The 25,694-nt window shown below is 33.6% G+C and carries 19 protein-coding genes and 1 tRNA gene; 9 read left to right on the forward strand and 11 right to left on the reverse strand.

Annotated elements, in window-relative coordinates:
• Nucleotides 1-665: 665 nt before the first annotated feature.
• The 5 genes from ACMFBB_RS14615 to ACMFBB_RS14635 all read left to right on the forward strand — a co-directional run bounded on the left by ACMFBB_RS14615 (nt 666) and on the right by ACMFBB_RS14635 (nt 12,822).
• Nucleotides 666-917 (forward strand): type IX secretion system membrane protein PorP/SprF, encoded by a 252-nt coding sequence (locus ACMFBB_RS14615; protein ID WP_435261490.1) that lies wholly within the window; start codon nt 666-668, stop codon nt 915-917.
• Nucleotides 914-9,127, forward strand: a complete 8,214-nt coding sequence (locus tag ACMFBB_RS14620) for a gliding motility-associated C-terminal domain-containing protein (RefSeq protein WP_435261491.1) — start codon at nt 914-916, stop codon at nt 9,125-9,127. The genes ACMFBB_RS14615 and ACMFBB_RS14620 overlap by 4 nt, the downstream gene beginning before the upstream one ends.
• 17 nt (nt 9,128-9,144) lie before the next feature.
• Nucleotides 9,145-10,068: a PorP/SprF family type IX secretion system membrane protein gene (locus ACMFBB_RS14625; protein ID WP_435261492.1), complete on the forward strand. Its 924-nt coding sequence runs from the start codon at nt 9,145-9,147 to the stop codon at nt 10,066-10,068.
• A 19-nt stretch (nt 10,069-10,087) separates the two neighbouring features.
• Entirely contained in the window at nt 10,088-12,034 is a 1,947-nt protein-coding gene (locus ACMFBB_RS14630) for an OmpA family protein (protein ID WP_435261493.1), read from the forward strand.
• A gap of 182 nt (nt 12,035-12,216) precedes the next feature.
• Nucleotides 12,217-12,822: a DUF4230 domain-containing protein gene (locus ACMFBB_RS14635; protein ID WP_435261494.1), complete on the forward strand. Its 606-nt coding sequence runs from the start codon at nt 12,217-12,219 to the stop codon at nt 12,820-12,822.
• Here ACMFBB_RS14635 and ACMFBB_RS14640 read toward each other — a convergent pair.
• The 9 genes from ACMFBB_RS14640 to pdxA all read right to left on the reverse strand — a co-directional run bounded on the left by ACMFBB_RS14640 (nt 12,819) and on the right by pdxA (nt 20,031).
• On the reverse strand, nt 12,819-13,232 hold the full coding sequence (locus ACMFBB_RS14640; RefSeq protein ID WP_435261495.1) for a YeeE/YedE thiosulfate transporter family protein: 414 nt from the start codon (nt 13,230-13,232) through the stop codon (nt 12,819-12,821). The genes ACMFBB_RS14635 and ACMFBB_RS14640 overlap by 4 nt on opposite strands.
• 1 nt (nt 13,233) lies before the next feature.
• On the reverse strand, nt 13,234-13,794 hold the full coding sequence (locus tag ACMFBB_RS14645) for a YeeE/YedE family protein (RefSeq protein ID WP_435261496.1): 561 nt from the start codon (nt 13,792-13,794) through the stop codon (nt 13,234-13,236).
• On the reverse strand, nt 13,794-15,032 hold the full coding sequence (locus ACMFBB_RS14650; protein ID WP_435261497.1) for a 3-deoxy-D-manno-octulosonic acid transferase: 1,239 nt from the start codon (nt 15,030-15,032) through the stop codon (nt 13,794-13,796). The genes ACMFBB_RS14645 and ACMFBB_RS14650 overlap by 1 nt, the downstream gene beginning before the upstream one ends.
• A gap of 70 nt (nt 15,033-15,102) precedes the next feature.
• Entirely contained in the window at nt 15,103-16,440 is a 1,338-nt protein-coding gene (gene accC, locus ACMFBB_RS14655; protein ID WP_435261498.1) for an acetyl-CoA carboxylase biotin carboxylase subunit, read from the reverse strand.
• A 76-nt stretch (nt 16,441-16,516) separates the two neighbouring features.
• Nucleotides 16,517-17,011 (reverse strand): acetyl-CoA carboxylase biotin carboxyl carrier protein, encoded by a 495-nt coding sequence (gene accB / locus ACMFBB_RS14660; RefSeq protein WP_435261499.1) that lies wholly within the window; start codon nt 17,009-17,011, stop codon nt 16,517-16,519.
• Nucleotides 17,012-17,035: 24 nt separating this feature from the next.
• Nucleotides 17,036-18,031, reverse strand: coding sequence for a beta-ketoacyl-ACP synthase III (locus ACMFBB_RS14665; protein WP_435261500.1), 996 nt, complete (start codon nt 18,029-18,031; stop codon nt 17,036-17,038).
• Between the two features lie 152 nt (nt 18,032-18,183).
• A complete protein-coding gene (gene rpmF, locus ACMFBB_RS14670; protein WP_028892219.1) occupies nt 18,184-18,378 on the reverse strand; it encodes a 50S ribosomal protein L32 in 195 nt (64 codons plus the stop codon).
• 8 nt (nt 18,379-18,386) lie between these two features.
• Nucleotides 18,387-18,923, reverse strand: coding sequence for a YceD family protein (locus ACMFBB_RS14675; protein ID WP_435261501.1), 537 nt, complete (start codon nt 18,921-18,923; stop codon nt 18,387-18,389).
• A 73-nt stretch (nt 18,924-18,996) separates the two neighbouring features.
• Nucleotides 18,997-20,031: a 4-hydroxythreonine-4-phosphate dehydrogenase PdxA gene (gene pdxA / locus ACMFBB_RS14680; RefSeq protein ID WP_435261502.1), complete on the reverse strand. Its 1,035-nt coding sequence runs from the start codon at nt 20,029-20,031 to the stop codon at nt 18,997-18,999.
• Between the two features lie 58 nt (nt 20,032-20,089).
• Here pdxA and ACMFBB_RS14685 point away from each other — a divergent pair, with 58 nt between their 5' ends.
• Nucleotides 20,090-20,680, forward strand: a complete 591-nt coding sequence (locus ACMFBB_RS14685) for a riboflavin synthase (RefSeq protein WP_435261503.1) — start codon at nt 20,090-20,092, stop codon at nt 20,678-20,680.
• Between the two features lie 228 nt (nt 20,681-20,908).
• Nucleotides 20,909-22,438, forward strand: a complete 1,530-nt coding sequence (locus tag ACMFBB_RS14690; RefSeq protein WP_435261504.1) for a patatin-like phospholipase family protein — start codon at nt 20,909-20,911, stop codon at nt 22,436-22,438.
• A 65-nt stretch (nt 22,439-22,503) separates the two neighbouring features.
• On the opposite strand, the gene ACMFBB_RS14695 is transcribed toward ACMFBB_RS14690, so the two are convergent.
• A tRNA-Ile gene (locus ACMFBB_RS14695) sits at nt 22,504-22,580 on the reverse strand.
• Between the two features lie 52 nt (nt 22,581-22,632).
• On the reverse strand, nt 22,633-23,604 hold the full coding sequence (locus ACMFBB_RS14700) for a polyprenyl synthetase family protein (RefSeq protein ID WP_435261505.1): 972 nt from the start codon (nt 23,602-23,604) through the stop codon (nt 22,633-22,635).
• A gap of 126 nt (nt 23,605-23,730) precedes the next feature.
• Here ACMFBB_RS14700 and ACMFBB_RS14705 point away from each other — a divergent pair, with 126 nt between their 5' ends.
• Nucleotides 23,731-24,342, forward strand: a complete 612-nt coding sequence (locus ACMFBB_RS14705; RefSeq protein WP_435261506.1) for a TetR/AcrR family transcriptional regulator — start codon at nt 23,731-23,733, stop codon at nt 24,340-24,342.
• Nucleotides 24,343-24,344: 2 nt separating this feature from the next.
• Complete coding sequence (locus ACMFBB_RS14710) at nt 24,345-25,688, forward strand: TolC family protein (protein ID WP_435261507.1); 1,344 nt, start codon at nt 24,345-24,347, stop codon at nt 25,686-25,688.
• The last annotated feature ends 6 nt before the right edge of the window (nt 25,689-25,694 follow it).

Genomic DNA, 25,694 nt, shown 5'->3' on the forward strand with positions numbered 1-25,694 from the left:
TGAGTTTGTTATCTAATGATGTGCAATTATATAAATTAATAGAGTTATGATAAAGTTTAATTGTTTTTCGGGAAATCTACTCGTTTATCAAAACTTGAACTATCCTCCTCCGTGTTACTCTTTTCTTTGAGTGAATTTGTAATTAGGTAAATTATACCGTGAAATGCTAGTTCGATTAATTTTCAAAGCTATATATCAAAAGTAGGGCGGATGATTGATTTATGAACTCCATGTATTTCAAATAGCACGATGGTGTCAAAACTACTGGTACTTATAATGGGAAAATAAATATTCAAGTAGAAGATGTGTCACCTTCAGATGGGTATTTCAATATTCTTTATTTAGGAAATGTAAATAACGTTAAAAATGATGGATTTATATTAATAGAGATTAGTATTCTAAATATCTTAACTAGTTGTTTTTTAAGAAAGCTTATGAAGTAAATAGTAACAATATTGGAAAATAGTTTTTTTTAAGTAGATATTTAATCTAATTAGAATTCACTTTTATTTGACGACAGACTTGAACCATTCAACGAAATATTCATGAATACGAACGTTTACCTGATGGTAAAAATTAAAGAAGAAGGTAAATTAGTATAAGAGCTTGAATTTATTTCAATAATAATTAAAAAATCAATAATAAATCTAAATAGATTAGTAAGGATGGATAATATATTAAAAGTAATCAGTATGCTATTATTAGTATTCAGTTCATGTATTGTAAGTGGACAGCAAAATCCACAGTATACAGAATATATGTTTAACACAACGAATGTAAGTTCTGCATATGTTGGATTAAAGGTATGTACGATGATAAATGTCTTGGAACGAATACAATACGTATGTGTTGATAGAGCACCAGAGACAAAAGCATTAACTATTGATGTGCAATCATATAAATTAATAGAGTTATGATAAAGTTTAATTTTTTTTCAGAAAATCATTTTCGTTTGTCAAAATTTATGCTATCCTTCGTTTTAGTCTTTTCTTTGAGTGAATTAGTAACTGGGCAAAGCATACCGTCAAGTGCTGGTTCTACTAATTGTCACACTTGTGCGCCAAACGCAGGATGGACTGTCAATTTAGGTACACCAGACGTTTCAAATAATACAACTGCAGCAACTAATGGTACTTTTAATGGGGGTACTTCTTGGATTAATCAACCGTTGCCTTTACCTCCCAATGGTCATACTCATTGGATATCTCTTAGAGATTTAGGACCTGCTAATACAGAAGAAATTGTTGGTACAACAATGACTGGTCTGATTATAGGTGAATTGTATGAAATTCAAGTGTTTAGTTTAACGGCAGTAGCTGATTATTCACCAGTTTATAACGATGCATTTCGTTTTAGAGTTGGATCATTACCTATAGTTGAAGTTTCACCGATAACTCAAGATACGTGGGGTATTTCAAGATTGAGATTTGTAGCAGATGCTACAACTATGAGTTTTGAGCTTTTCCCTGGAAAAAACTCTGGAGGAAGTCCAACAACCTTTGAATCTGTTCAAATTTCAGTAACATTGAACGCTATTAAATTAGTAGGTGATGATGATAATGACGGTGTTGGAAATGATGCGGATTTAGATGATGATGATGACGGTATTTTAGATGAAAATGAATGTAGTTTTACAAAGTTTAATCCTACAGATTTAATATCCCCTCCAGGGTCAAATGTTACTGGTATAAATATTGTTAACCAAGACATTAGTAGCTTATATAATCTTCCTTCTGGTAGCCTTTTTGTCTCTATTACAAATGGAGCCACTGGTAGTTCAGGAAACTCATGGATAATAAATACTACAACAGGAAATACTGAATTTGTGTTTTCTGGGCCTTATGCTGATTTGGCTTTTATGAGAGTAGCTCATGACAATAATCTTGATTCAAATACAGATAAAGGATTTATTTCTAACGATAACAAGCATTTTGCATTAACAACACCGTCATTGACAAATGATTTTGTTGAGACAACTGCTGGCTATAGTTACGGGGTTTTAAACCCAGCAGGAGGTGTAATAACTACTAACGCTACCAGATTTCAATGGGAAGCTACTTCTGCGGGAGCGAAGGAATTAGAAGTTTTTTCTACAGGAACTGGAAATAATGAATATTTTATCGAGTTAAGAGTTTGTGACACCGATAGAGATCAAGTACTTGACCATTTAGATTTAGATAGTGATAATGATGGTTGTCCAGATGCTATAGAGGCAGATGAAGGAGTAACAATAGGTCAATTAGATGTTAATAATAGGATAGATATAATTAATCAAGGAGGTGTTGATGTTGATGGAGTACCTAATCTAGTCAATACTGGAGGTGTTGCAGATGGTACAAATAATGACCAAGGGCAAGGTGAAACAGGAAATGAAGTAACAGCTGTTACTGCCTCAGTTGATGCTACTGCCTTAGTAAATCAAAGTTTAGCCTCACTTTCTTCTACTTCATTTACAATCACATCAGTTACAGCTACCAGCACGAGTGATTATTCAGGTACAGCTCCAACAACTACGCCCAATTATACGGGGCCATCAGCCACAGATGTTTCAGGAACATTGGTATATCAATGGCAAGAAGATGGAGTAAATCTTTCCAATACCGGAGTGTATTCAGGAACGAATACTTCTACTTTAAACATATCTAATGTTACTGGTTTAGATGGGAAAGTATACAATCTAATCGTTACACACCCAAATAATTCATGTATTAATATACAAAATAGTGCAACTTTAACAGTTTTCCCCCCAATAGTATCGGTAACTGATCCAGTAACCGGTGTAAACGGATTAGACGGATCAACCGGTGTAACGAATGTATTAACCAACGATACCTTAAACGGAGTAGCTGTAGTACCAGCGGATGTAACCTTAACGGAAACAGTAGCGGATCCCAATGGATATCTGACATTAAATGCAGATGGAAGTGTAGATGTAGGAGCAAACACACCCGCAGGAACTTACCAATTAACCTATCAGATTTGTGAAAACCTGAATCCAACGAACTGTTCAAGTACAACAGTAGATGTAACTGTAGATCCAGCCCCAATAGTATCGGTAACCGATCCAGTAACCGGTGTAAACGGATTAGACGGATCAACCGGTGTAACGAATGTATTAACCAACGATACCTTAAACGGAGTAGCTGTAGTACCAGCGGATGTAACCTTAACGGAAACAGTAGCGGATCCCAACGGATATCTGACATTAAATGCAGATGGAAGTGTAGATGTAGGAGCAAACACACCCGCAGGAACTTACCAATTAACCTATCAGATTTGTGAAAACCTGAATCCAACGAACTGTTCAAGTACAACAGTAGATGTAACTGTAGATCCAGCCCCAATAGTATCGGTAACCGATCCAGTAACCGGTGTAAACGGATTAGACGGATCAACCGGTGTAACGAATGTATTAACCAACGATACCTTAAACGGAGTAGCTGTAGTACCAGCGGATGTAACCTTAACGGAAACAGTAGCGGATCCCAACGGATATCTAACATTAAATGCAGATGGAAGTGTAGATGTAGGAGCAAACACACCCGCAGGAACTTACCAATTAACCTATCAGATTTGTGAAAACCTGAATCCAACGAACTGTTCAAGTACAACAGTAGATGTAACTGTAGATCCAGCCCCAATAGTATCGGTAACCGATCCAGTAACCGGTGTAAACGGATTAGACGGATCAACCGGTGTAACGAATGTATTAACCAACGATACCTTAAACGGAGTAGCTGTAGTACCAGCGGATGTAACCTTAACGGAAACAGTAGCGGATCCCAACGGATATCTGACATTAAATGCAGATGGAAGTGTAGATGTAGGAGCAAACACACCCGCAGGAACTTACCAATTAACCTATCAGATTTGTGAAAATCTGAATCCAACGAACTGTTCAAGTACAACAGTAGATGTAACTGTAGATCTAGCCCCAATAGTATCGGTAACTGATCCGGTAACCGGTGTAAACGGATTAGACGGATCAACCGGTGTAACGAATGTATTAACCAACGATACCTTAAACGGAGTAGCTGTAGTACCAGCGGATGTAACCTTAACGGAAACAGTAGCGGATCCCAACGGATATCTGACATTAAATGCAGATGGAAGTGTAGATGTAGGAGCAAACACACCCGCAGGAACTTACCAATTAACCTATCAGATTTGTGAAAACCTGAATCCAACGAACTGTTCAAGTACAACAGTAGATGTAACTGTAGATCCAGCCCCAATAGTATCGGTAACCGATCCAGTAACCGGTGTAAACGGATTAGACGGATCAACCGGTGTAACGAATGTATTAACCAACGATACCTTAAACGGAGTAGCTGTAGTACCAGCGGATGTAACCTTAACGGAAACAGTAGCGGATCCCAACGGATATCTGACATTAAATGCAGATGGAAGTGTAGATGTAGGAGCAAACACACCCGCAGGAACTTACCAATTAACCTATCAGATTTGTGAAAATCTGAATCCAACGAACTGTTCAAGTACAACAGTAGATGTAACTGTAGATCCAGCTCCAATAGTATCGGTAACCGATCCAGTAACCGGTGTAAACGGATTAGACGGATCAACCGGTGTAACGAATGTATTAACCAACGATACTTTAAACGGAGTAGCTGTAGTACCAGCCGATATAACCTTAACGGAAACAGTAGCGGATCCCAATGGATATCTGACATTAAATGCAGATGGAAGTGTAGATGTAGGAGCAAACACACCCGCAGGAACTTACCAATTAACCTATCAGATTTGTGAAAACCTGAATCCAACGAACTGTTCAAGTACAACAGTAGATGTAACTGTAGATCCAGCCCCAATAGTATCGGTAACCGATCCAGTAACCGGTGTAAACGGATTAGACGGATCAACCGGTGTAACGAATGTATTAACCAACGATACCTTAAACGGAGTAGCTGTAGTACCAGCGGATGTAACCTTAACGGAAACAGTAGCGGATCCCAACGGATATCTGACATTAAATGCAGATGGAAGTGTAGATGTAGGAGCAAACACACCCGCAGGAACTTACCAATTAACCTATCAGATTTGTGAAAACCTGAATCCAACGAACTGTTCAAGTACAACAGTAGACGTTGTTGTTGTTGCTCCGGCTATTGATGCGGTAACAGATACAACACCAGCGATAGATGGATTACCAGGAGGAACAACAGGAGCTTTAACAGATAATGATACGATAAATGGAAATCCAGTAACAGTAGGGACAAATCCAGGAGATGTAACAATAGCAGGAGTAAGCGTTCCAGCGGGACTTACGTTAAATCCAGACGGCACAGTAACGATAGCACCAAATACTCCAGCAGGTAATTATACTGTAGAGTACACGATTTGTGAGGTAAACAATCCAACAAACTGTGATACTGTAAGCTCAATAGTAACGGTAAGTGCGCCAACGATTGATGCGGTATCAGATACAACACCAGCAATAGATGGATTACCAGGTGGAACAACAGGAGCTTTAACAGATAATGATACGATAAATGGAAATCCAGTGAGAGTAGGGACGAATCCAGGAGATTTAGCAATAACAGGAGTAAGCGTTCCAGCGGGACTTACGTTAAATCCAGACGGCACAGTAACGATAGCACCAAATACTTCAGCAGGTGATTATACTGTAGAGTATACGATTTGTGAGGTAAACAATCCAACAAACTGTGATACTGTAAGCTCAATAGTAACGGTAAGTGCCCCAGTGATTGAAGCGGTAACAGATACAACACCAGAAGTAAATGGTTTATCAGGCGGAACAACAGGAGCCTTAACAGATAATGATACGATAAATGGAAATCCAGTAACAGTAGGGACGAATCCAGGAGATGTAACAATAACAGGAGTAAGCGTTCCAGCAGGATTAACTTTAAATCCAGACGGCACAGTAACGATAGCACCAAATACACCAGCGGGGACATATGATTTGGAGTATACAATTTGTGAGGTAAATAACCCAACAAACTGTAGTACGGTAACATCACAAGTAGTAGTAGTTGGTGCTCCAATTGTAGCGGTTAATGATTTAAACCCAGATAATTTAAGTAATGTAAATGGAGCATTAGGTGGAATTGCTGGAGATGTAACAGAAAATGATACATTAAATGGTAATTTAGTAGATGATTCAAACATTACAATAACCATTGATAATAATGGAGGATTAACAGGGTTGTCAATTGATTCAGAAGGGAATTTGATAGTTCCAGCAGGAACCGAAGCAGGAACTTACGAAGTAATTTATCAGATATGTGAAAATTTAAATCCAGATAATTGTAGTACAGGAACAGCAACAGTTGTTGTTGACCCAGATAACGATGCAGATGGAATTATTGATTCAATAGATGTCGATGATGACAATGATGGAATACCTGATAGTGCAGAGGGAACAGGTGATACGGATGGTGATGGAATACCAGATAGTTTAGATTTAGATAGTGATAATGATGGGATTTTAGATGTAGATGAAGGCGGAAATGGTGATTTAGATACTAATGGTGATGGCGTAATCGATTCAAATGACACTGGATATGTAGATTCAGATAATGACGGACAAGCAGATGATTCAGTAGATACAGATGAAGAGCCAGACACGGATGGTGATGGTGTGCCAGATTATCAAGATTTAGATAGTGATAATGACGGAATAAACGATGTTATTGAGAATGGCAATGGCGATTTAGATACGAATAATGATGGCGTAATCGATTCAAATGATACTGGAGGATCGGACAGCGATGAAGATGGAATATCAGATAGTGTAGATTCAGATTCGTCTAATTTTGGAGAAGGCAATGGAGGAGAAGGCGATACTGTTGATACAGATGGTGATGGTGTTCCAGATTATCAGGATTTAGATAGTGATGATGATGGTATCAATGATATAACAGAAGGCGGTAATGATGATGAAGATGGAAATGGATTGGTAGATGGTCCAGATAGTGATGGTGATGGAATTTTAGACGAAGTAGATGAGGATGATTCAGGCTTTGGAGATGCAGGAAATACCGATGTAAATGATACAGACCCAACGGATCCAAATAGTGGAGGAACAGGAGTAGTACCAGATAGTGGAACAGATAGTGATGGTGATGGAATTTCAGATAGTGTTGATGGAGATGATACAGCATTTGGAGATTTTATAGATACAGATGGTGATGGAATACCAGATAATATAGACGTCGATGATGATAATGATGGAATACCTGATAGTGCAGAGGGAACAGGTGATACGGATGGTGATGGAATACCAGATAGTTTAGATTTAGATAGTGATAATGATGGGATTTTAGATGTAGATGAAGGCGGAAATGGTGATTTAGATACTAATGGCGATGGCGTAATCGATTCAAACGACACTGGATATGTAGATTCAGATAATGATGGACAAGCAGATGGTTCAGTAGATACAGATGAAGAACCAGATACTGATGGTGATGGTGTGCCAGATTATCAAGATTTAGATAGTGATAATGACGGAATAAACGATGTTATTGAGAATGGCAATGGTGATTTAGACACGAATAATGATGGTGTTATCGATTCAAATGATACTGGCGGGTCTGATAGTGATGAAGATGGTATATCCGATAGTGTAGATTCAGATTCGTCTAATTTTGGCGAAGGCAATGGAGGAGAAGGCGATACTGTTGATACGGATGGTGATGGTGTACCGGATTATCAGGATTTAGATAGTGATGATGATGGTATCAATGATATAACAGAAGGCGGTAATGATGATGAAGATGGAAATGGGGTAATAGACGGTCCAGATAGTGATGGAGATGGAATTTCAGATGAAGTAGATGAGGATGATTCAGGCTTTGGAGATACAGGAAATACAGATGTAAATGATACAGACCCAACGGATCCAAATAGTGGAGGAACAGGAGTAGTACCAGATAGTGGAACAGATAGTGATGGAGATGGTATTTCAGATAGTGTTGATGGAGATGATACAGGCTTTGGAGATTTTACAGATACAGATGGTGATGGAATACCAGATAATATAGATGTCGATGATGATAATGATGGAATACCCGATAGTGCAGAGGGAACAGGTGATACGGATGGTGATGGAATACCAGATAGTTTAGATTTAGATAGTGATAATGATGGTATTTTAGATGTAGATGAAGGTGGTAATGGTGATTTAGATACTAATGGTGATGGCGTAATCGATTCAAATGACACTGGATATGTAGATTCGGATAATGACGGACAAGCAGATGATTCAGTAGATACAGAAGAGGAGCCAGATACAGATGGTGATGGTGTGCCAGATTATCAAGATTTAGATAGTGATAATGATGGAATAAACGATGTTATTGAGAATGGCAATGGTGATTTAGACACGAATAATGATGGTGTTATCGATTCAAATGATACTGGCGGGTCTGATAGTGATGAAGATGGTATATCCGATAGTGTAGATTCAGATTCGTCTAATTTTGGCGAAGGCAATGGAGGAGAAGGCGATACTGTTGATACGGACGGTGATGGTGTTCCAGATTATCAGGATTTAGATAGTGATGATGATGGTATCAATGATATAAAAGAAGGCGGTAATGATGATGAAGATGGAAATGGAATAGTAGATGGTCCAGATAGTGATGGAGATGGAATTTTAGATGAAGTAGATGAGGATGATTCAGGCTTTGGAGATACAGGAAATACAGATGTAAATGATACAGACCCAACGGATCCAAATAGTGGAGGAACAGGAGTTTTACCAGATAGTGGAACAGATAGTGATGGTGACGGAATTTCAGATAGTGCAGACATCAACAACGCTGTTTTTGGAGATGCAGTAGGAGTAGATGATTGTGTTACTGTTTATAATGAATTTACACCTAATGATGATGGAAGTAATGATACTTTAATTATTAATTGTATTGAGAATTATCCAAATAATACATTAGAGATATTTAATCGCTGGGGTAATTTAGTGTATACTAGGGAGAGATATGAAAATACATGGAATGGCAAGTCAGAAGGACGATTGAATATTAAGGAAAAGGATGAATTACCTTCGGGCACTTATTATTACGTTCTTGATTTAGGAAACGGGAGTAAACCTAGAGTAGGTTGGGTATATATTAATAGAGATTAACCAAAATTTAGTAAGAAATGAACAAGATATTACGGTATATAATTGTAATTAGTATTGTGATTATTGGTAGTAAACTATACTCGCAGCAAGATCCTCAGTATACACAATATATGTTTAATACAATGAGTGTAAATCCAGCGTATGTTGGCTCAAAAGGACATACTATGATAAATGTCTTGGCGCGCACGCAATGGGTAGGAATTGATGGAGCTCCGGATACGCAAACATTAAGTTATGATACCCCTTTAGGCTATTCAGGAGTAGGTTTAGGAGTAAATTTGGTGAATGATGCAATAGGTCCTTCTAATGAGACTTATATAGATGCTAATGTATCTTATACAGTAAGGACAAGTGAAGAAGGTAATTTAGCATTTGGATTAAAATTAGGGGGTCGATTTTTTAGTGTAGATTGGAGTAAAGGTGTTTTTCGAGATGGAAATGATCGTTCTTTAAATGAGAACATAAGCAAGTTTTTACCTACAATAGGAGCAGGAGTTTATTATTACAAATCAAATTGGTATTTAGGATTAGCGGTACCTAATTTATTACGTACAGAACATTATGATGATGTTAGTAATGGAGGAGTTGTAGCAACAGAACGTATGCACTATTTTTTAATAGGAGGCTATGTTTTTGATTTAAGTGATTCTATAAAGTTTAAACCCGCTGTATTGAGTAAAATTGTAAGTGGAGCGCCTTTATCATTGGATGTCTCGGCAAATTTTTTATTCAATAATAAGTTCAGGCTAGGAGCAGCATGGAGATGGGACGATTCAATAAGTGCCCTTTTAGGATTTCAAATCAATGAATCTCTTCAAATCGGTTATGCTTATGATTTAACGACATCCAATTATAGTAATTATAATTCAGGGACTCATGAAGTAATGCTTCGATATGAGATATTTAAAGAACAAAAGATGAAATCACCAAGATTTTTCTAATGAATTAAAATCTAAGGATATGAAGAACAGAATATTATTAATTTTATTGTTGTTAGTTACAGTTTTAAGTTTCGGGCAACGCAAGTATGCAGCAGATAGGTATTTTAAAGAATACGCTTATAAAAAATCAGCAGAGTTATATGAAACTATTTATAACAAAGGAGATAAAACATACTTGGTAATAAGTAGGTTGGCAGATTCACATTATTTTAATGTAGCTTTTGATAAAGCTGAGCAGTGGTATGAAGAATTGATAAAAAATTATCCATCAATAGTTTCATCAGAGCATATATTTCGTTATGCTCAAACATTAAAGAGTAATGGAAAGATTAAAGACTCAGATCAATGGATGTTGAAGTTAAAAGACTTAGGAGAAAATGATAGTAGAGCTATCGCCTTAGAAAAGAATAAAGATTATTTTGTAGAATACACCAATAAAGAGAAAACGTTTATTAATATTCACAATTTATCAAGCAATACAACGTATTCAGATTTTGGAGGTTTTATTTATGAAGATTCCTTTTATTTTGCTTCTACCCGTCCAGATGCTGAAAACAAGAAAATTTATCAATGGAATAATCAGCCTTATTTAAATATTTATCGCTCAGAATTAAATCGATTAGAAGAAGATAAGGGATTAGATGTGTCTTTATCAAATAAGGTAGCATCTTTAAGTACGAAGTATCATGAATCTAATGCAATAATAAGTAAGAATGGAAAAATGATGTACTTTACACGAGATAATTATGATGGCAATAAGTTGCAATCAGATAAAAATCGTACAACTCATTTAAAGATATATAGCGCAGAAAAGATTTATGAGACTTGGGGAAATGTAAAAGAACTACCATTTAATAGTGATCAATACTCTACTGGACATCCAGCATTGAGTTCAGATGAAAAAACATTATACTTTGTTTCAGATATGCCTAATGGTTATGGAGGAACTGATTTATATAAAGTATCGATAGATGAAAACGGAAGTTATGGATCTCCAGAGAATTTAGGCTCAACAATAAATACAGAAGGACGAGAGATGTTTCCATTTGTAGGAGAAGACAATCGATTGTATTTTTCTTCCAATGGACATTTAGGATTAGGAGCATTAGATATATTTGAATCGCAAATAGAAGGGGACAGATATTCAGTTCCTGTTAATTTAGGATCACCAGTGAATGGTCCACTAGATGATTTTGGGTTTGTAATCAATAAAGATAGAACAGCAGGTTTCTTTTCTTCTAATCGAGAAGGAGGAGTCGGTGATGATGATATTTATAGTTTCACAATTTACAAGTGTAAAGAAAACATAAAGGGTATTGTTACAGATTCCCGAACAGGCTCTCCAATAGAAAATGTACGAGTACAGTTAATGGATGAATCAGGAGTTCCAATATCAGAACAAGTAACAAAAACAGATGGTGTTTATTTATTTTCAAACGTAGCATGTGAAAAGAACTTTGTAGTTGTAGCGTCAAAAGAAGACTATAAGGCAACACAACAAGCCACAGTTACATTAGATGTCAATAAAAAGGATATAAGCTCTGATTTACAATTAGAATCATTGATAGCGGAAAATCAAATAGTAATCAACCCAATTTATTTTGATTTTGATTTATCTAATATTCGTGAGGATGCAGAGTATGAGTTGGAGCATATAGTTTCGGTACTTAATAACAATCCAGAAATGATAATAAAGATAGAGTCTCATACGGATAGTCGAGGTCCGAGAGATTACAATAGGATTCTTTCAGATAAGAGAGCTAAATCCACACGAGATTATATAATTTCAAGAGGAATCCCTTCATCACGAATAGAGAGTGCTATAGGATATGGCGAGGATCAATTATTGAACGATTGTAAAGAAGGATGGAAAAGTAAATGTGGTGAAGAGGATCATCAGAAAAACAGGCGATCGTATTTTTATATAGTAAGTGGAGGAAAAAATGTAAAAACGAGTACTCAATAATTAAAGAATACTCAATAATTAAAGAATACATAAAAAGTAATTAAAACGTTTCTGTAAGGAGGCGTTTTTTATAAAAAATACTTTACATAAAGTATAATAATCTGATATATTTTAATAAAGTTTTACTTAAAAGAATAGTTCAGATAGTTTTAGTACATTGTATCGAATTTTATTGATTAGATATGGTACGTTTTATAAAGTATTTAGCGATTTTTTTATTTGGTTTTCTTATTGCTAAGTTTTGGTACGAAAGAAAAGAAGTAGCATATGAAAAAGAAGAAATAGCAGTATTTATTAATGGAGTACAGAACTTAAGTAAGTTAGTTGTTACTGAGGGTAGTTTTTCAGAAATATATAGTTTTTCAGATACTAAAAAATATTTTTATGACTATATCTCTTTTCAAAAAAAAGTAATTTTATCAGTAAAAGCAAAAGTTGAAGTAGGGTACGATTTGTCAAAATTAGATATACAAATAGACACTATAGGAAAACAGATTATAATTAATAAGGTTCCTAAAGAGGAAATTACTATTTCTCCGGATATCAAGTACTTTGATTTACAACAGAGTACTTTTAATTCCTTTTCTAAGGAAGAATTGAACAAACTTAATGATAAAGCTGTAGAAAATATAAAAAAAACGGTAACTGTAATTCACATAAAAAATGAAGCAAAAGTTAGGTTATTCGAGGAATTATCCAAACTCTATCAATTGTCTAAAATATATAACTGGAAAGTTGTTGACAATACGAATGAACATTTAATGAAAAATATAAAAACTTTGGATTAATTAGGCAGTTTATCATTGAGTTTTCCGTAAAGAAATGCTCCCATAACAGCACCGAATAAAACTACGACTATCGGAAATGCACCGTAACCTATTAGAACAAAAATAGGACCAGGACATGCTCCAGCAAGTGCCCAACCTAAACCAAAAATAGTACCACCAACTAGAGTTCTAACAAAACCTTTACGTTTTGTTTTAATCATAATCTTATTGCCGTAAAAATCCTTTACGATTCCCTTTTTAAAAAGATAGATAAAAAGTGAGGAAAAGGTTATTGCGGTAGCAATAATACCATACATATGAAACGATTGGAATTTAAACATTTCGTAAATTCTAAACCAAGAAATTGCTTCGGATTTTGTTAGAATAATACCGAAAAAGATACCAATCAATAAAAATTTTATATATTTCATTTTATCCAAAAATTAAAGGGAATAAAACCCAAGTCATTACTAAACCACCAATAAAGAAACCAATCACTGCAATCAATGATGGTAATTGAAAACTACTAAGTCCAGTAATGGCATGTCCAGAAGTACAGCCACCAGCGTATCTAGCTCCAAATCCAATGAATATTCCAGCAAATAAAAGTATAGTAAACCCCTTGATGGAAAGTAAGCTGTCAAAACTATAAATTTCATCTGGGATAAAAGTACTTCCTGGTTTATTAAATCCTAGGTTTTCAAGATCTGTTATAGTAGAAGAACTAATATTTATCTGCTCACTAGCTAATAAAAAGGTATGTGAGATATATCCTCCGACAACTAGACCGATTAGAAATATTAGAGACCATTTTTTAGTTTTCCAGTCTGTTTGAAAATAATTGCTATACTTTCCAGCACCAGCCATGGTGCATAAAGTTTCTAAATTAGAAGAGACACCAAAGTTTTTGCCGAAATAAAAAACTAAGAATAATACTGTAGCAATAAGAAAGCCCGAAAGATACCATGGCCAAGGTTGTAAAATAAATTCCATTAAAGAATGTTTTTTAAATAATGGAATATCTTTTCAGTTGCCCCAAGATTATGTTTGATATAGTTTTGGTTCCCAATACCCATTGTTTTACGTAATTCAAAATCCGTTTTAATGGTAACAAAGGTATTACAAATTTCTTCTTTGTCTGTAACAATTGTAACACTCCTTTGTCTCAATAGGTCTTTGGCTTCTTGGAAGTTTTTATATTTTTTTCCTCCAAAAACGATTGGGACTCCATAGGTTGCTGGTTCTAAAATGTTATGTAAACCAGTTGCTAAACCTCCACCCACATAGGCAACATCCGCGTAAGAATAGATTTTAGTTAGCATGCCAATATTATCAATAATTAATATTTGAAATTCTTCTAGATCTACACCCTGACTTTCTGAGAATAGAATTGTTTTTTTTCGAAGCTGCTTACGAAGCGTACCAATAGAATAAGGATTTATGGTATGCGGTGCTATTATAAACTTTTCATCTTTTTTTGCAAAGTTGTTTATATAATATACCAACAATTTTTCGTCTTCAGGCCAAGTACTTCCGGCTACAAGGGTATAATTATTGTTTTTGAATTTGGCAATTGCCTCTATAGTATTATCCTGTTTTAAAATAGTATAGACCCTATCAAATCTAGTGTCTCCATTTAAGGTTATGTTTTGAAATCCAATGGATTGTAATAGGTTTTTGGATGTTTTATTTTGAAGAAAGAAATGGTCAAATGCTTGCAATTTGTTTTTAAAAAAAGTACCATACCACTTAAAAAAAAGTTGTTTTTTTCTAAAAATACCAGAAATTAAAATTGTTGGTACGTTTTGTTTTTTGAGTTGGTCTAAGAGATTTGGCCAAAATTCATATTTAATGATTATTGACATTTTTGGATGAATTTGTTGAATAAACCTTTGCATATTTGCTCTGGTATCAAAAGGCAAGTAGCATACAATATCTACAAGTGGGTAGTCTTTTCTTATTTCATAACCAGAAGGAGAGAAAAAGGTTAGAATAATTTTATAGTCTGGGTAATCTTTTCGAATTTTTTCTATAATTGGTCTTCCTTGTTCAAACTCACCCAATGACGCAGCATGGAACCAAATAACTTTGTCTTCTTTAGAAATAGTTTTTAATTTAGAAAAAGAATTTTTTCTTCCTTCAATAAATAAGTTTATTTTTTTATTGAATAAAGCGATGATTTTCAATAAAAAATATGCGAAATACAAAGAAAAATTGTAAACTAAATTCATGATGCGAAGTTAGGGAATAAAAAAAATCAGTGAAATATTCACTGATTTTTATTTGTTGTAAAGTAATAATTTATTTCATTTCAAAATCCTCCATAAACTTTGTTGTGTAATTACCAGCAACATAATCTGGATGATCCATTAATTGTCTATGAAAAGGAATAGTTGTTTTTACACCTTCAATCACATATTCATCTAAAGCACGTTTCATTTTATTAATAGCTTCTTCCCTAGTTTGAGCAGTAACAATTAATTTTGAAATCATAGAATCATAATTTGGAGGTATCATATAACCCGCATAGACATGTGTGTCTATACGCACACCATGACCACCAGGAGCATGGTAAGAAGTAATTTTTCCAGGAGCTGGTCTGAACCCATTGAATGGATCTTCAGCATTAATTCTACATTCTATAGAGTGTAGTTGAGGAGTGTAGTTTTTACCTGAAATTGGCACACCAGCAGCAACTAATATTTGTTCACGAATTAAATCGTAATCAACAACTTCTTCAGTAATTGGATGTTCTACTTGAATACGAGTATTCATTTCCATGAAGTAGAAGTTACGATGTTTATCCACTAAAAATTCTACAGTACCAGCACCTTCGTATTTAATGAATTCAGCTGCTTTAACGGCAGCTTTCCCCATCTCATCACGTAATTCATCAGTCATGAACGGAGAAGGAGTTTCTTCGGTTAATTTTTGGTGGCGACGTTGTACAGAACAGTCTCTCTCTGAAAGATGACATGCTTTACCGAAAGCATCACCTACTACTTGAATTTCTATATGGCGAGGTTCTTCAATCAACTTCTCCATATACATATCATCATTTCCAAAAGCAGCTTTTGATTCTTGTCTAGCTGAATCCCAAGCATCTTTTAAATCTTCAGCTTTCCAAACAGCACGCATACCTTTTCCACCACCTCCTGCTGATGCTTTTAACATTACAGGGTATACAGTTTCTTCAGCTACTTTTTGACATTCTTCAAAAGTGTTAATAACACCATCACTACCAGGAACACAAGGCACACCAGCGGCTTTCATAGTAGCTTTTGCATTTGCTTTGTCACCCATTCGATCAATCATCTCAGGTGAAGCTCCGATAAATTTAATATCGTGTTCATCACATAATTTTGAGAATTTAGCATTTTCAGCTAAAAAACCATAGCCAGGATGAATTGCATCTGCGTTCGTAATTTCAGCAGCAGCAATAATATGTGACATTTTTAAGTAAGATTCACTACTTGGAGCGGGGCCAATGCAAACAGCTTCATCCGCAAATCGTACATGTAAACTTTCTGCATCTGCTTTAGAATAGACAGCTACAGTTTTTATTCCCATCTCCTTACAGGTTCTTATTACACGTAATGCAATTTCACCTCTGTTGGCAATTAATATTTTTTTAAACATAATAAATCATTTAAAGTGTTAAAATTTAAAATAAGTACACTTGTTCAAGTATTACTGACTAAATAATAACTATTAATTACGATGGATCAACTAAGAAAAGAGGTTGGTCAAATTCTACAGGACTAGAATCATCGACTAAAACTTTAACTACTTTACCTGAAATTTCAGATTCTATTTCGTTAAATAATTTCATTGCTTCAATGACACATACAGTATCACCTTCTTTAACTTCACTACCTACTTCAACAAAGTTAGGTTTGTCAGGCGATGGTTTTCTATAAAAAGTACCAATAATTGGCGATTTTATAGTAATATATTTTGAGTCGTCTTCAGTTGTAGTTTCGTTTGCAGAAGTTGAAGATGCAGCAGGGGCAGTTGGTTGAGTAACTGGAACTGGTTGTGGTGCTATCATTTGAGGAGTAGCAGCAACTGGGGCCTGAATAATTGTAGTTTCAGGAGTTTCACTTCCGGTTTTAATGGTGATTTTAATATCCTCCATTTCTAACTTTACTTCGCTTGCACCAGATTTAGCTACAAACTTTATAAGACTTTGAATTTCTTTAATATCCATTTTCCTAAATTTAAGTTGTTTGGTTTATGAGTTATATGCCCATTTTAAATAGATAGCTCCCCAAGTGAAGCCACCACCAAATGCGGCAAAAATTAAGTTATCTCCTTTTTTTAAAACTTTTTCATAGTCAGCAAGTAATAAAGGCAGCGTAGCTGAAGTTGTATTTCCATATTTATGAATATTCATCATAACTTTATCTTCCTCTAGTCCAACTCTATTGGCTGTTGCTTCAATAATTCTTTTATTAGCTTGATGCGGAACCAACCATTGAATTTCTTCTTTGGTTAAATTATTTCTCGTTAACATTTTTTCAGCTACATCTGCCATATTTGAAACAGCAAATTTAAAAACTGTACGTCCTTCTTGATGAACAAAATGTTTATTGTTTTTAATAGTTTCTTCTGAAGAAGGTAAAATAGACCCTCCTGCATCAATTTTTAAAAACTCTCTACCTATTCCATCGCTACGTAAGTACTCATCTTGTAAACCTAAGCTTTCGGTGTTAGGCTCAAAAAGTACTGCACCTGCACCATCACCAAAAATAATACAAGTAGCTCTATCTGTATAATCGATTATAGAGGACATTTTATCAGCTCCAATTAAAAGTACTTTCTTGTAACGACCGCTTTCAATGTAACTAGAAGCAGTTGACATTCCATAAAGAAAACTTGAACAAGCTGCTTGTAAATCGTAAGAAAATGCATTTACAGCTCCAATTTTTGAAGCAGTATGAGCCGCAGTTGAAGCAACTGGCATATCAGGCGTAGCTGTGGCTACTATTACCATATCAATGTCAGAAGCTAAAACACCAGATTTTTCTAGTAAATTTTCAGCCGCTTTGATAGCCATGTAAGATGTTCCAGCACCTTCTACCTTTAAAATTCTTCTTTCTTTGATTCCAGTTCTACTAGTAATCCACTCATCATTGGTGTCTACCATAGTTTCAAGCTCTTTATTCGTAAGAGCATATTCTGGAACATACTTTCCTACTGCTGTGATAGCTGCAGATATTTTAGTCATAGTTGTTTGTTTTGTTGTAAAACTAGTTTTCAAAGAAATGAAAATTATTTCACATCTTTAAAGAAAAAAAAGCAAAAACTTAAATTTTTGACTTAAAAATACGAAAAAACCCTCGAAAGGAGGGTTTTTTCAGCTTTTTTGAAAACCAGTGATTACGCTTCTGCAGTAGCAGATTCTAATACTACTTGACCTCTATAGTATAATTTTCCTTCATGCCAGTGTGCTCTATGGTATAAATGAGCCTCTCCAGTAGTAGGATCAACAGCTATTTGAGGTACTGAAGCTTTGTAATGAGTTCTTCTTTTGTCTCTTCTAGTTTTAGATATTTTTCTCTTTGGATGTGCCATTTTATGTCTTATTTATCTGTTAGTAAATCCTTTAATTTATCCCATCTAGGGTCTGTTGTTTTTTCTTCAACAGTCTTTTCTTCGTCTATTCTTAATTCTTCTAATTTCTCTAAAGCTTCAGATTTCATAGTTCCATCCAATACATCAGGATGAACTCTTTTATTAGGTACCGATAAAATTATAAGTTCATAGATATATTGAGAAACATTAATTTGATAAGCTTCGTTGGGAAGAATCAAAATTTCATCGTTATCATCATTATATTCATGTCCAAATTTCACAATTAAATGTAAAGTACCGTCAATTTTTTGATCAAATAATTCACCTGTCATGTCACAAGGAACATTAACACTACCATTTATCGCAAAGTTAAGTTCCATTAAGTTACTTTTTTTTGCAAAATTTATAGTTGTATTAACATCGCAGTCATTAAAATCATCAAACTGATAAGCTTCAAAGAACGTTTTATCAATATGATATTCAAATAAATGACTTCCTTCCTTTAAACCTATAAAAGGTATGTCGAATTGTTTTAAGTCTTTCATCTACAACATCAATTTGAGCGTGCAAAGATATAAAAAATGTTTTTATATTTATATTTTGGAAATAAATTTTTCATTATTTTGTTTTTAAAGCTCCTTTTATAAGGTTTTGATATTCAATTCTGTTCTTGTAAATTTGAAGAGAAGTAAATAAAGCCTCTTTAAAAGATGCTGGATTTGCTTTGTTTTTTCCTGCGATATCAAACCCTGTTCCGTGGTCAGGTGATGTTCTTACTTTGTTAAGCCCAGCAGTAAAATTAACACCATTTCCAAAAGAAAGAGCTTTGAAAGGAGCAAGTCCTTGATCGTGATACATTGCTAAAACACCGTCAAATTTTTGATGGGTCTTTGATCCAAAAAAGCCATCAGCAGCATAAGGGCCATAAACTAATTTACCTGCTTCTTGAATTTCTTTTATTGTTGGTCTTATAATTTCATCATCTTCCTTACCTATAACTCCTTTATCTCCACAGTGAGGGTTTAAACCAAGTACAGCTATTTTAGGCTTGTTTATATTGAAATCTTGTTTTAAAGAGGTATGCATAATTTCAACTTTACGCTTTATTAACTCAGGAGTGATGGTTTCTGCTATTTTTGAAATAGGAATATGACCAGTGATTAATCCGATTCGTAACTCATCTGTCATTAAAATCATTAAACTTTCTCCTTCTAAATTATCTTCAAGATATTCAGTGTGTCCAGGAAAGTCAAATTCTTTCGATTGAATATTTTCCTTGTTTATCGGTGCTGTTATTAAAAGATCAATTTTGTTATCTTTTAATGAATTTGTAGCAAATTGCAATGATTTTAAGGCATAGTTACCACCATCTTCCGTTGTTTTTCCAATTTCAATTTTAACTTCTTCTTTCCAGATGTTAACTAAATTAATTTTTCCATGAGTTATTTTATCAATAGAAGTGATACCATGAATACTATTGTTAAGCTTTAATACTTTTTTATGATAAGATATCAACTTGTTTGAACCAAACAAAACAGGAGTGCAAAACTCTAACATGCGTTTGTCTTCAAAAGTCTTTAAAATAATTTCAATACCTATACCATTTATATCTCCAATTGAAATACCAACAATAATTTTGTTCGATTTATCCATAGTTTACTTCTGTAATGTCGTATTTTTGATGGTAACAAAAGTAATTAAAATTTAGAGAATGTTTACGGGAATAATTGAAACTCTTGGTATTGTAACTAAACTTGAAAAAGAAAAGGGTAATCTTCATTTAACAGTTAAAAGTAGTATTACAAGTGAATTAAAAATAGATCAAAGTGTGGCTCACAATGGTGTTTGTTTAACTGTAGTTGATATAGTTGCTGATGAGTATAAGGTTACAGCAATTAAAGAAACGTTGGATAAAACTAATTTAAGTGAGTTAGTAGTAGGAGATCATGTAAACCTTGAGAGAGGAATGAAGCTAGGCGCTAGGTTAGATGGTCATATAGTACAAGGACATGTAGATAAAACTGGGGTTTGTGAAAATGTAAAAGACGATGATGGAAGTACTGTTTTTACTTTTTCTTATGATTTTGATGGTAATGTAACTATTGAAAAAGGATCAATTACAGTTAACGGAGTTAGTTTAACTGTTGTGAATTCTAAGAAAAATGAATTTAGTGTAGCTATTATTCCATATACCTTAGAGCATACCACATTTAAAAACTTCGTAAAAGGAACAAAAGTGAATTTAGAGTTTGATGTTATTGGTAAATATGTTACTAGATTACAAAGCCTGAATAATTATTAGATTCTCTAGTATTCTTTAAAGTAAAGATGTTAGCTTTATTTAAGGTAGTTGATCTTTATGTAAAACTGTACTATTTTTTTAGATATCTAAAAATACTGAAAAGAGAGGATTTAGTTTTTTGTAAAAAGTAAAAAAAGAGTAGTTTTAAAACCTGAAGAGAGAAGGAAAAGGTTAAATAATTGCTATTGTTTTTCCTAAATGTATTTAGATAAATTAATCAAATTATTTATGGAACTTTTTAAATCGATTGCTTTGTGTTTTTCTGGGGGTGGTTATAGAGCTGCTTGTTTTTCTTTAGGAACTCTATCTCTTCTTGAAAAAGTAGGTTTGTTAGAAAACGTTAAGGCAATATCTACAGTATCTGGAGGTACTATTACGGGTGTAAAATATGCACAATCTCAAATTGAAGGAAAAGGTTTTGATGCTTTTTTAGATGATTATTATAATTGGCTTGATAAAGATGAGTTAGCAAGTAATGCTATAAGTCATTTACGAGGGCCATTAGTGTGGAATAAACCAGAAAATAAGCATAAAAGGAAAAATCCGATTAATGCTTTTGCAATTGAATATAATAACTTTACGAATAATACGACACTAGGGCAAATTCAAAATTTAATTAGCAAAGGTAGTTCAAAGACTCATTTAGAAAGAGTGATTTTTAATGCTACTGATTTTGATAGCACTCACCAATTTAGGTTTCAAAATATAAAAGGTAACCAAAAAAGGTTTGGAAATGGTAAAGCTCATAGTAAATACAAACATATTATTGATGATATTAAGTTAGGTGATATTATAGCAGCGTCTACTGCTTTTCCCGGAGGTTTTGAACCTATTGGGTTTCCATATGATTTTACATCAAAATATAATGATCTAAATGAAATTGGTTTAATGGATGGAGGGATTGTGGATAACCAAGGTACATCGGTTTTTGTTTCTGAAGCACAAAGTCGTAATGATGATAATTATGATTTATATTTTGTTAGTGATGTTGCTTCTCCTTATCCAGGTAAAGGTTTTGAATTTGCTTCAAAAAGTAAGTTTAGTAAATATGCATCATTATTGTCAAGTGCTTTTACATTGTTGTTAGTATTAATGGCTACTGTTTTTTTCTTTATAAAAAAATGGCTGGTATGGTATACAATTAGCGTTGTCTTTTTTGCTTTTTTAACCTTTATACATTTCTTGTTTTTTTCATTATCTAAATTAATGCAAAATCAAACAGGGATAGATCAGCAATTATACTTACCTCCCAGAAGAGTTGGTTTTTACATTGTTAACAGAGCAAAATCATTAATGAGGATGGCTGGTGTTATTTTTCTTAAAAATGATAGGCGCCAACATGCAAATGCTATATATAGTACTTTTCCTAATAAAGTAATTTCGTCTACTGTATATGAATTAAGATGTGAAGATTCTTCAGGAAATCAAACTGATAAACCTGAAAGAGTTAGAAATTGGGATAAAATAGTTAAGTATACTGGTACTATAAGTAATGAAATTATAAAAAACTCTATAAAAAGTGCCTCATTTGGTACTACATTATGGTTTACTAAAAAAGAGAAGAAAAGTAATATGCTCGATAGTTTAATTGCGAGTGGAGAGTATACAGCATGTTACAATTTATTAGCGTATATTATTATACAATATGGTAGTAGATCAACTTCAATACCTCTTTTTAACGAGTTAATGCTACTTTGGAAAGAATTTCAGATAAACCCTACTTTTTTAATTGAAGAAAGAAAGGCTAGATTTACTTAATAAGTAAGGGGAGAGGTATGTTACTTTTAGAAAACAAAAAAGCTTCACTAAAAGTGAAGCTTTAATGGTGGTCCCACGAGGACTCGAACCTCGGACCACCTGATTATGAGTCAGGTGCTCTAACCAACTGAGCTATAGGACCCGTTATTTTGGGTGTGCAAAGATAGCATCTTTTTTAAAATACCAAACATTTTTTACACTTTTCTGTTCATTAAATTTTCGCCAAAAGTGCGTAAGCCTTGCTTTGCGTTCTCATTTAGTGTCATGATATCTAAAAACTCAAAAGACTTATTTGTGTAATATTCAATAAGTTGTTGGGTGTGTTGAGGAATGTTGTTATCTATAAAAATCGAAGTTGTTTGCTTAATTTTTTCTTCAATATTTTTTTCTTTTCCATTAAATAAATTTAATAGATTTTCTCTATCAGAGGTGTTCGCTACTTCAAGAGCTTTTAAATATAGGTATGTTTTCTTATTTTCTATAATATCTCCAGCAATCTGTTTTCCAAAAGTATCTGGATTTCCAAAAGTATCTAAGTAGTCGTCTTGTAATTGAAAAGCGATACCTAGGTTTAAGCCATAATTATATAAATGTTGAGCCTGTTCTTCATCAGCTTCAGCAACAATAGCTCCCATTTTTAAGGCAGCAGCTACTAAAACAGAAGTCTTTAAACTTATCATTTTTATATACTCATCAATAGTAACATCATTTCTAGTTTCAAAATCAACATCTAATTGTTGTCCATCACAGACCTCTAGAGCAGTTTTGCTAAATAATTGAGCTAATTTTTGAAAAACAGTAGGTTTGTAGTTTTCAAAGTATTGATATGCTAAAATAAGCATAGCATCTCCAGATAAAATTCCTGTGTTAATATCCCATTTTTCATGAACGGTTTCTTTACCTCTTCTTAAAGGGGCATCATCCATAATGTCATCATGTACCAGTGTGAAATTATGAAAAACTTCAACAGCTAAAGCAGCAGGAAGAGCTTCGGTATGGCTTCCGGAGAAGATGTCAGAAGCAATTAATGTTAAAATAGGTCTGATTCTTTTTCCTCCTAACTGTAAAATATAGTCTACAGGTTCGTATAGGTTTTTAGGTTCTCTGGTGAAATTTTGTTTTTCTAAATAGGTTAAAAAGTCTGAATGATATTTTAATAAGTCCAAATCTGAAATTTTTTGTAAAAATAAGGTAAACAAAAAAAGTATACCTAAAAGAATGTTAAAAAAAGATTAAAACTTAGGAAACTTTTATTGTTTCCTAAGTTTCCTTTTGTAGATTTGCAAAGAATTATGAGAGATAAAATTTTAGAAAAATCGGGAGAAATGTTTTTAAACTTAGGGTTTAAAAGTGTTACTATGGATGACATAGCGAGGGAGCTGGGGATATCTAAAAAAACAATTTACAAGTATTTTCCTAATAAAGTTGGTTTGGTTGGAGCTTCAACAGAAGCTGTTCAAGAAGCTATAGATGCTACAATTTTATTTATTAAAGGACAAAATCATAATGCGATAGCTGAAGAATTTGCTGTAAAAGCAATTTTTAAAGAGATGTTTAAAAACGCTAAAACGTCACCAATGTATCAGCTTAAAAAGTATTACCCTGAAACATATGCTGAGCTAATGGAACGAGAAGCATGTATGTTTAGAGATTGTAATGTAGATAATTTAGCAAAAGGGATTGAACAAGGGCTGTATAGAGAGAATATAAAAATAGATTTAATCGTTAATTTTTATTTCACATTAATTTTTGGCGTTTTTGAAAGCGATTTATATGGTCATGAAATGAAAGAAGTAATGAAAATTGAATATGAAGTATTAGAGTACCATATCAGAGCTATTGCTACTGAAAAAGGAATCGCAGAATTAGAGAAACAATTAAAAATCATAAATAAAAATCACTAACAATGAGAAAATACATATATAGTTTATCTGTATTCTTTTTCACAAGTTTTTTACTAGCGCAAGAAAAAGTAATGAGTATTTCAATGCAGGAGGCTATTGATTACGCTATAAAAAATAACTACAGTAATAAAATAGCTTCAAAAAATATTGAAGCAGCTAAAGAAAGAAAATGGGAAACAACAACAATTGGGTTGCCTCAAATTGATGGAAAGTTAGATTATCAGAACTGGTTGAAGCAACAAGTTTCTTTATTACCAGGAGAAATTGCAGGAGGTGCTCCAGGAACTTTTGTGCCAGTAAAATTTGGAACACAACAAACCATGAATGCTTCCGTAACATTAAAACAATTGATATTTGATGGTTCTTATTTAGTTGGATTACAATCAGCTAAAACATATTTGAAAATATCAGAACAAGCAAAAGAGAAAACTGTTTTAACAACAAGGGAAGCAGTGATTAATGCTTATGGTAATGTTTTAATAACTGAAGAAACTATCAGTATTTTAGATAAAAACAGAAAAGTTTTACAAAAAAACCTGAATGAAACTCAAAAAATATATGATAATGGGTTAACTGAACTAGAAAATGTAGAACAGTTACAAATAACTCTTGGCAATATAGAAAGTAATTTGAATAATGCGAAGAGAATGAAAGAGGTTGCGTATCAAATGTTAAATATATCTTTAGGTAATTCAATAGAAAAAAAGTTAGTATTAACCGATTCGTTAAATAGCCTTGTGGTTACAAACACTGATTTAGATTTGTTAACTAAAGTGTTTGATGTTAAAAAACATATTGACTTTAAAATGGCTGAAAATGATCGTGAAAGTAAGCGGTTATTGATGAAATTAGAGCAAAGCAAGGCCTTACCAAGCTTGTCAGCTTTTGTAAATTATGGAGCCAATGCCAATTCAAATGATTTTAATTTTTTTAATGGAGACCAAAAGTGGTTTGATTACTCGTTACTTGGGGTATCGTTAAATGTACCAATTTTTAGTAGCTTCGGAAGAAAATCAAAAACTGCTAGAGCTAGAATTGAATTAGAGAACGCAGATATTAAAAAAGAAGAAATAAAACAAAAGCTACGTCTTCAAGCAAAATCTGCGAAAAGCGAATATCAACTCAGTATAGAAAATTTCGATACTGCAAAGAAAAATTTAGCATTAGCAGAACGAATAGAGAAAAAACAACAATTAAAGTTTTTTGAAGGAATATCATCAAGTTTTGATTTATTACAAGCACAAAATCAATTATACTCACAACAAAATAACTATGTTCAATCGATGTTAAACGTCATTGCCAAAAAAGCCAAATTAGAAAACGCACTAAACATACCTATAAAATAATCAACT

The organism is Tenacibaculum sp. nBUS_03 (assembly GCF_051201695.1).
GTDB lineage: Bacteria > Bacteroidota > Bacteroidia > Flavobacteriales > Flavobacteriaceae > Polaribacter.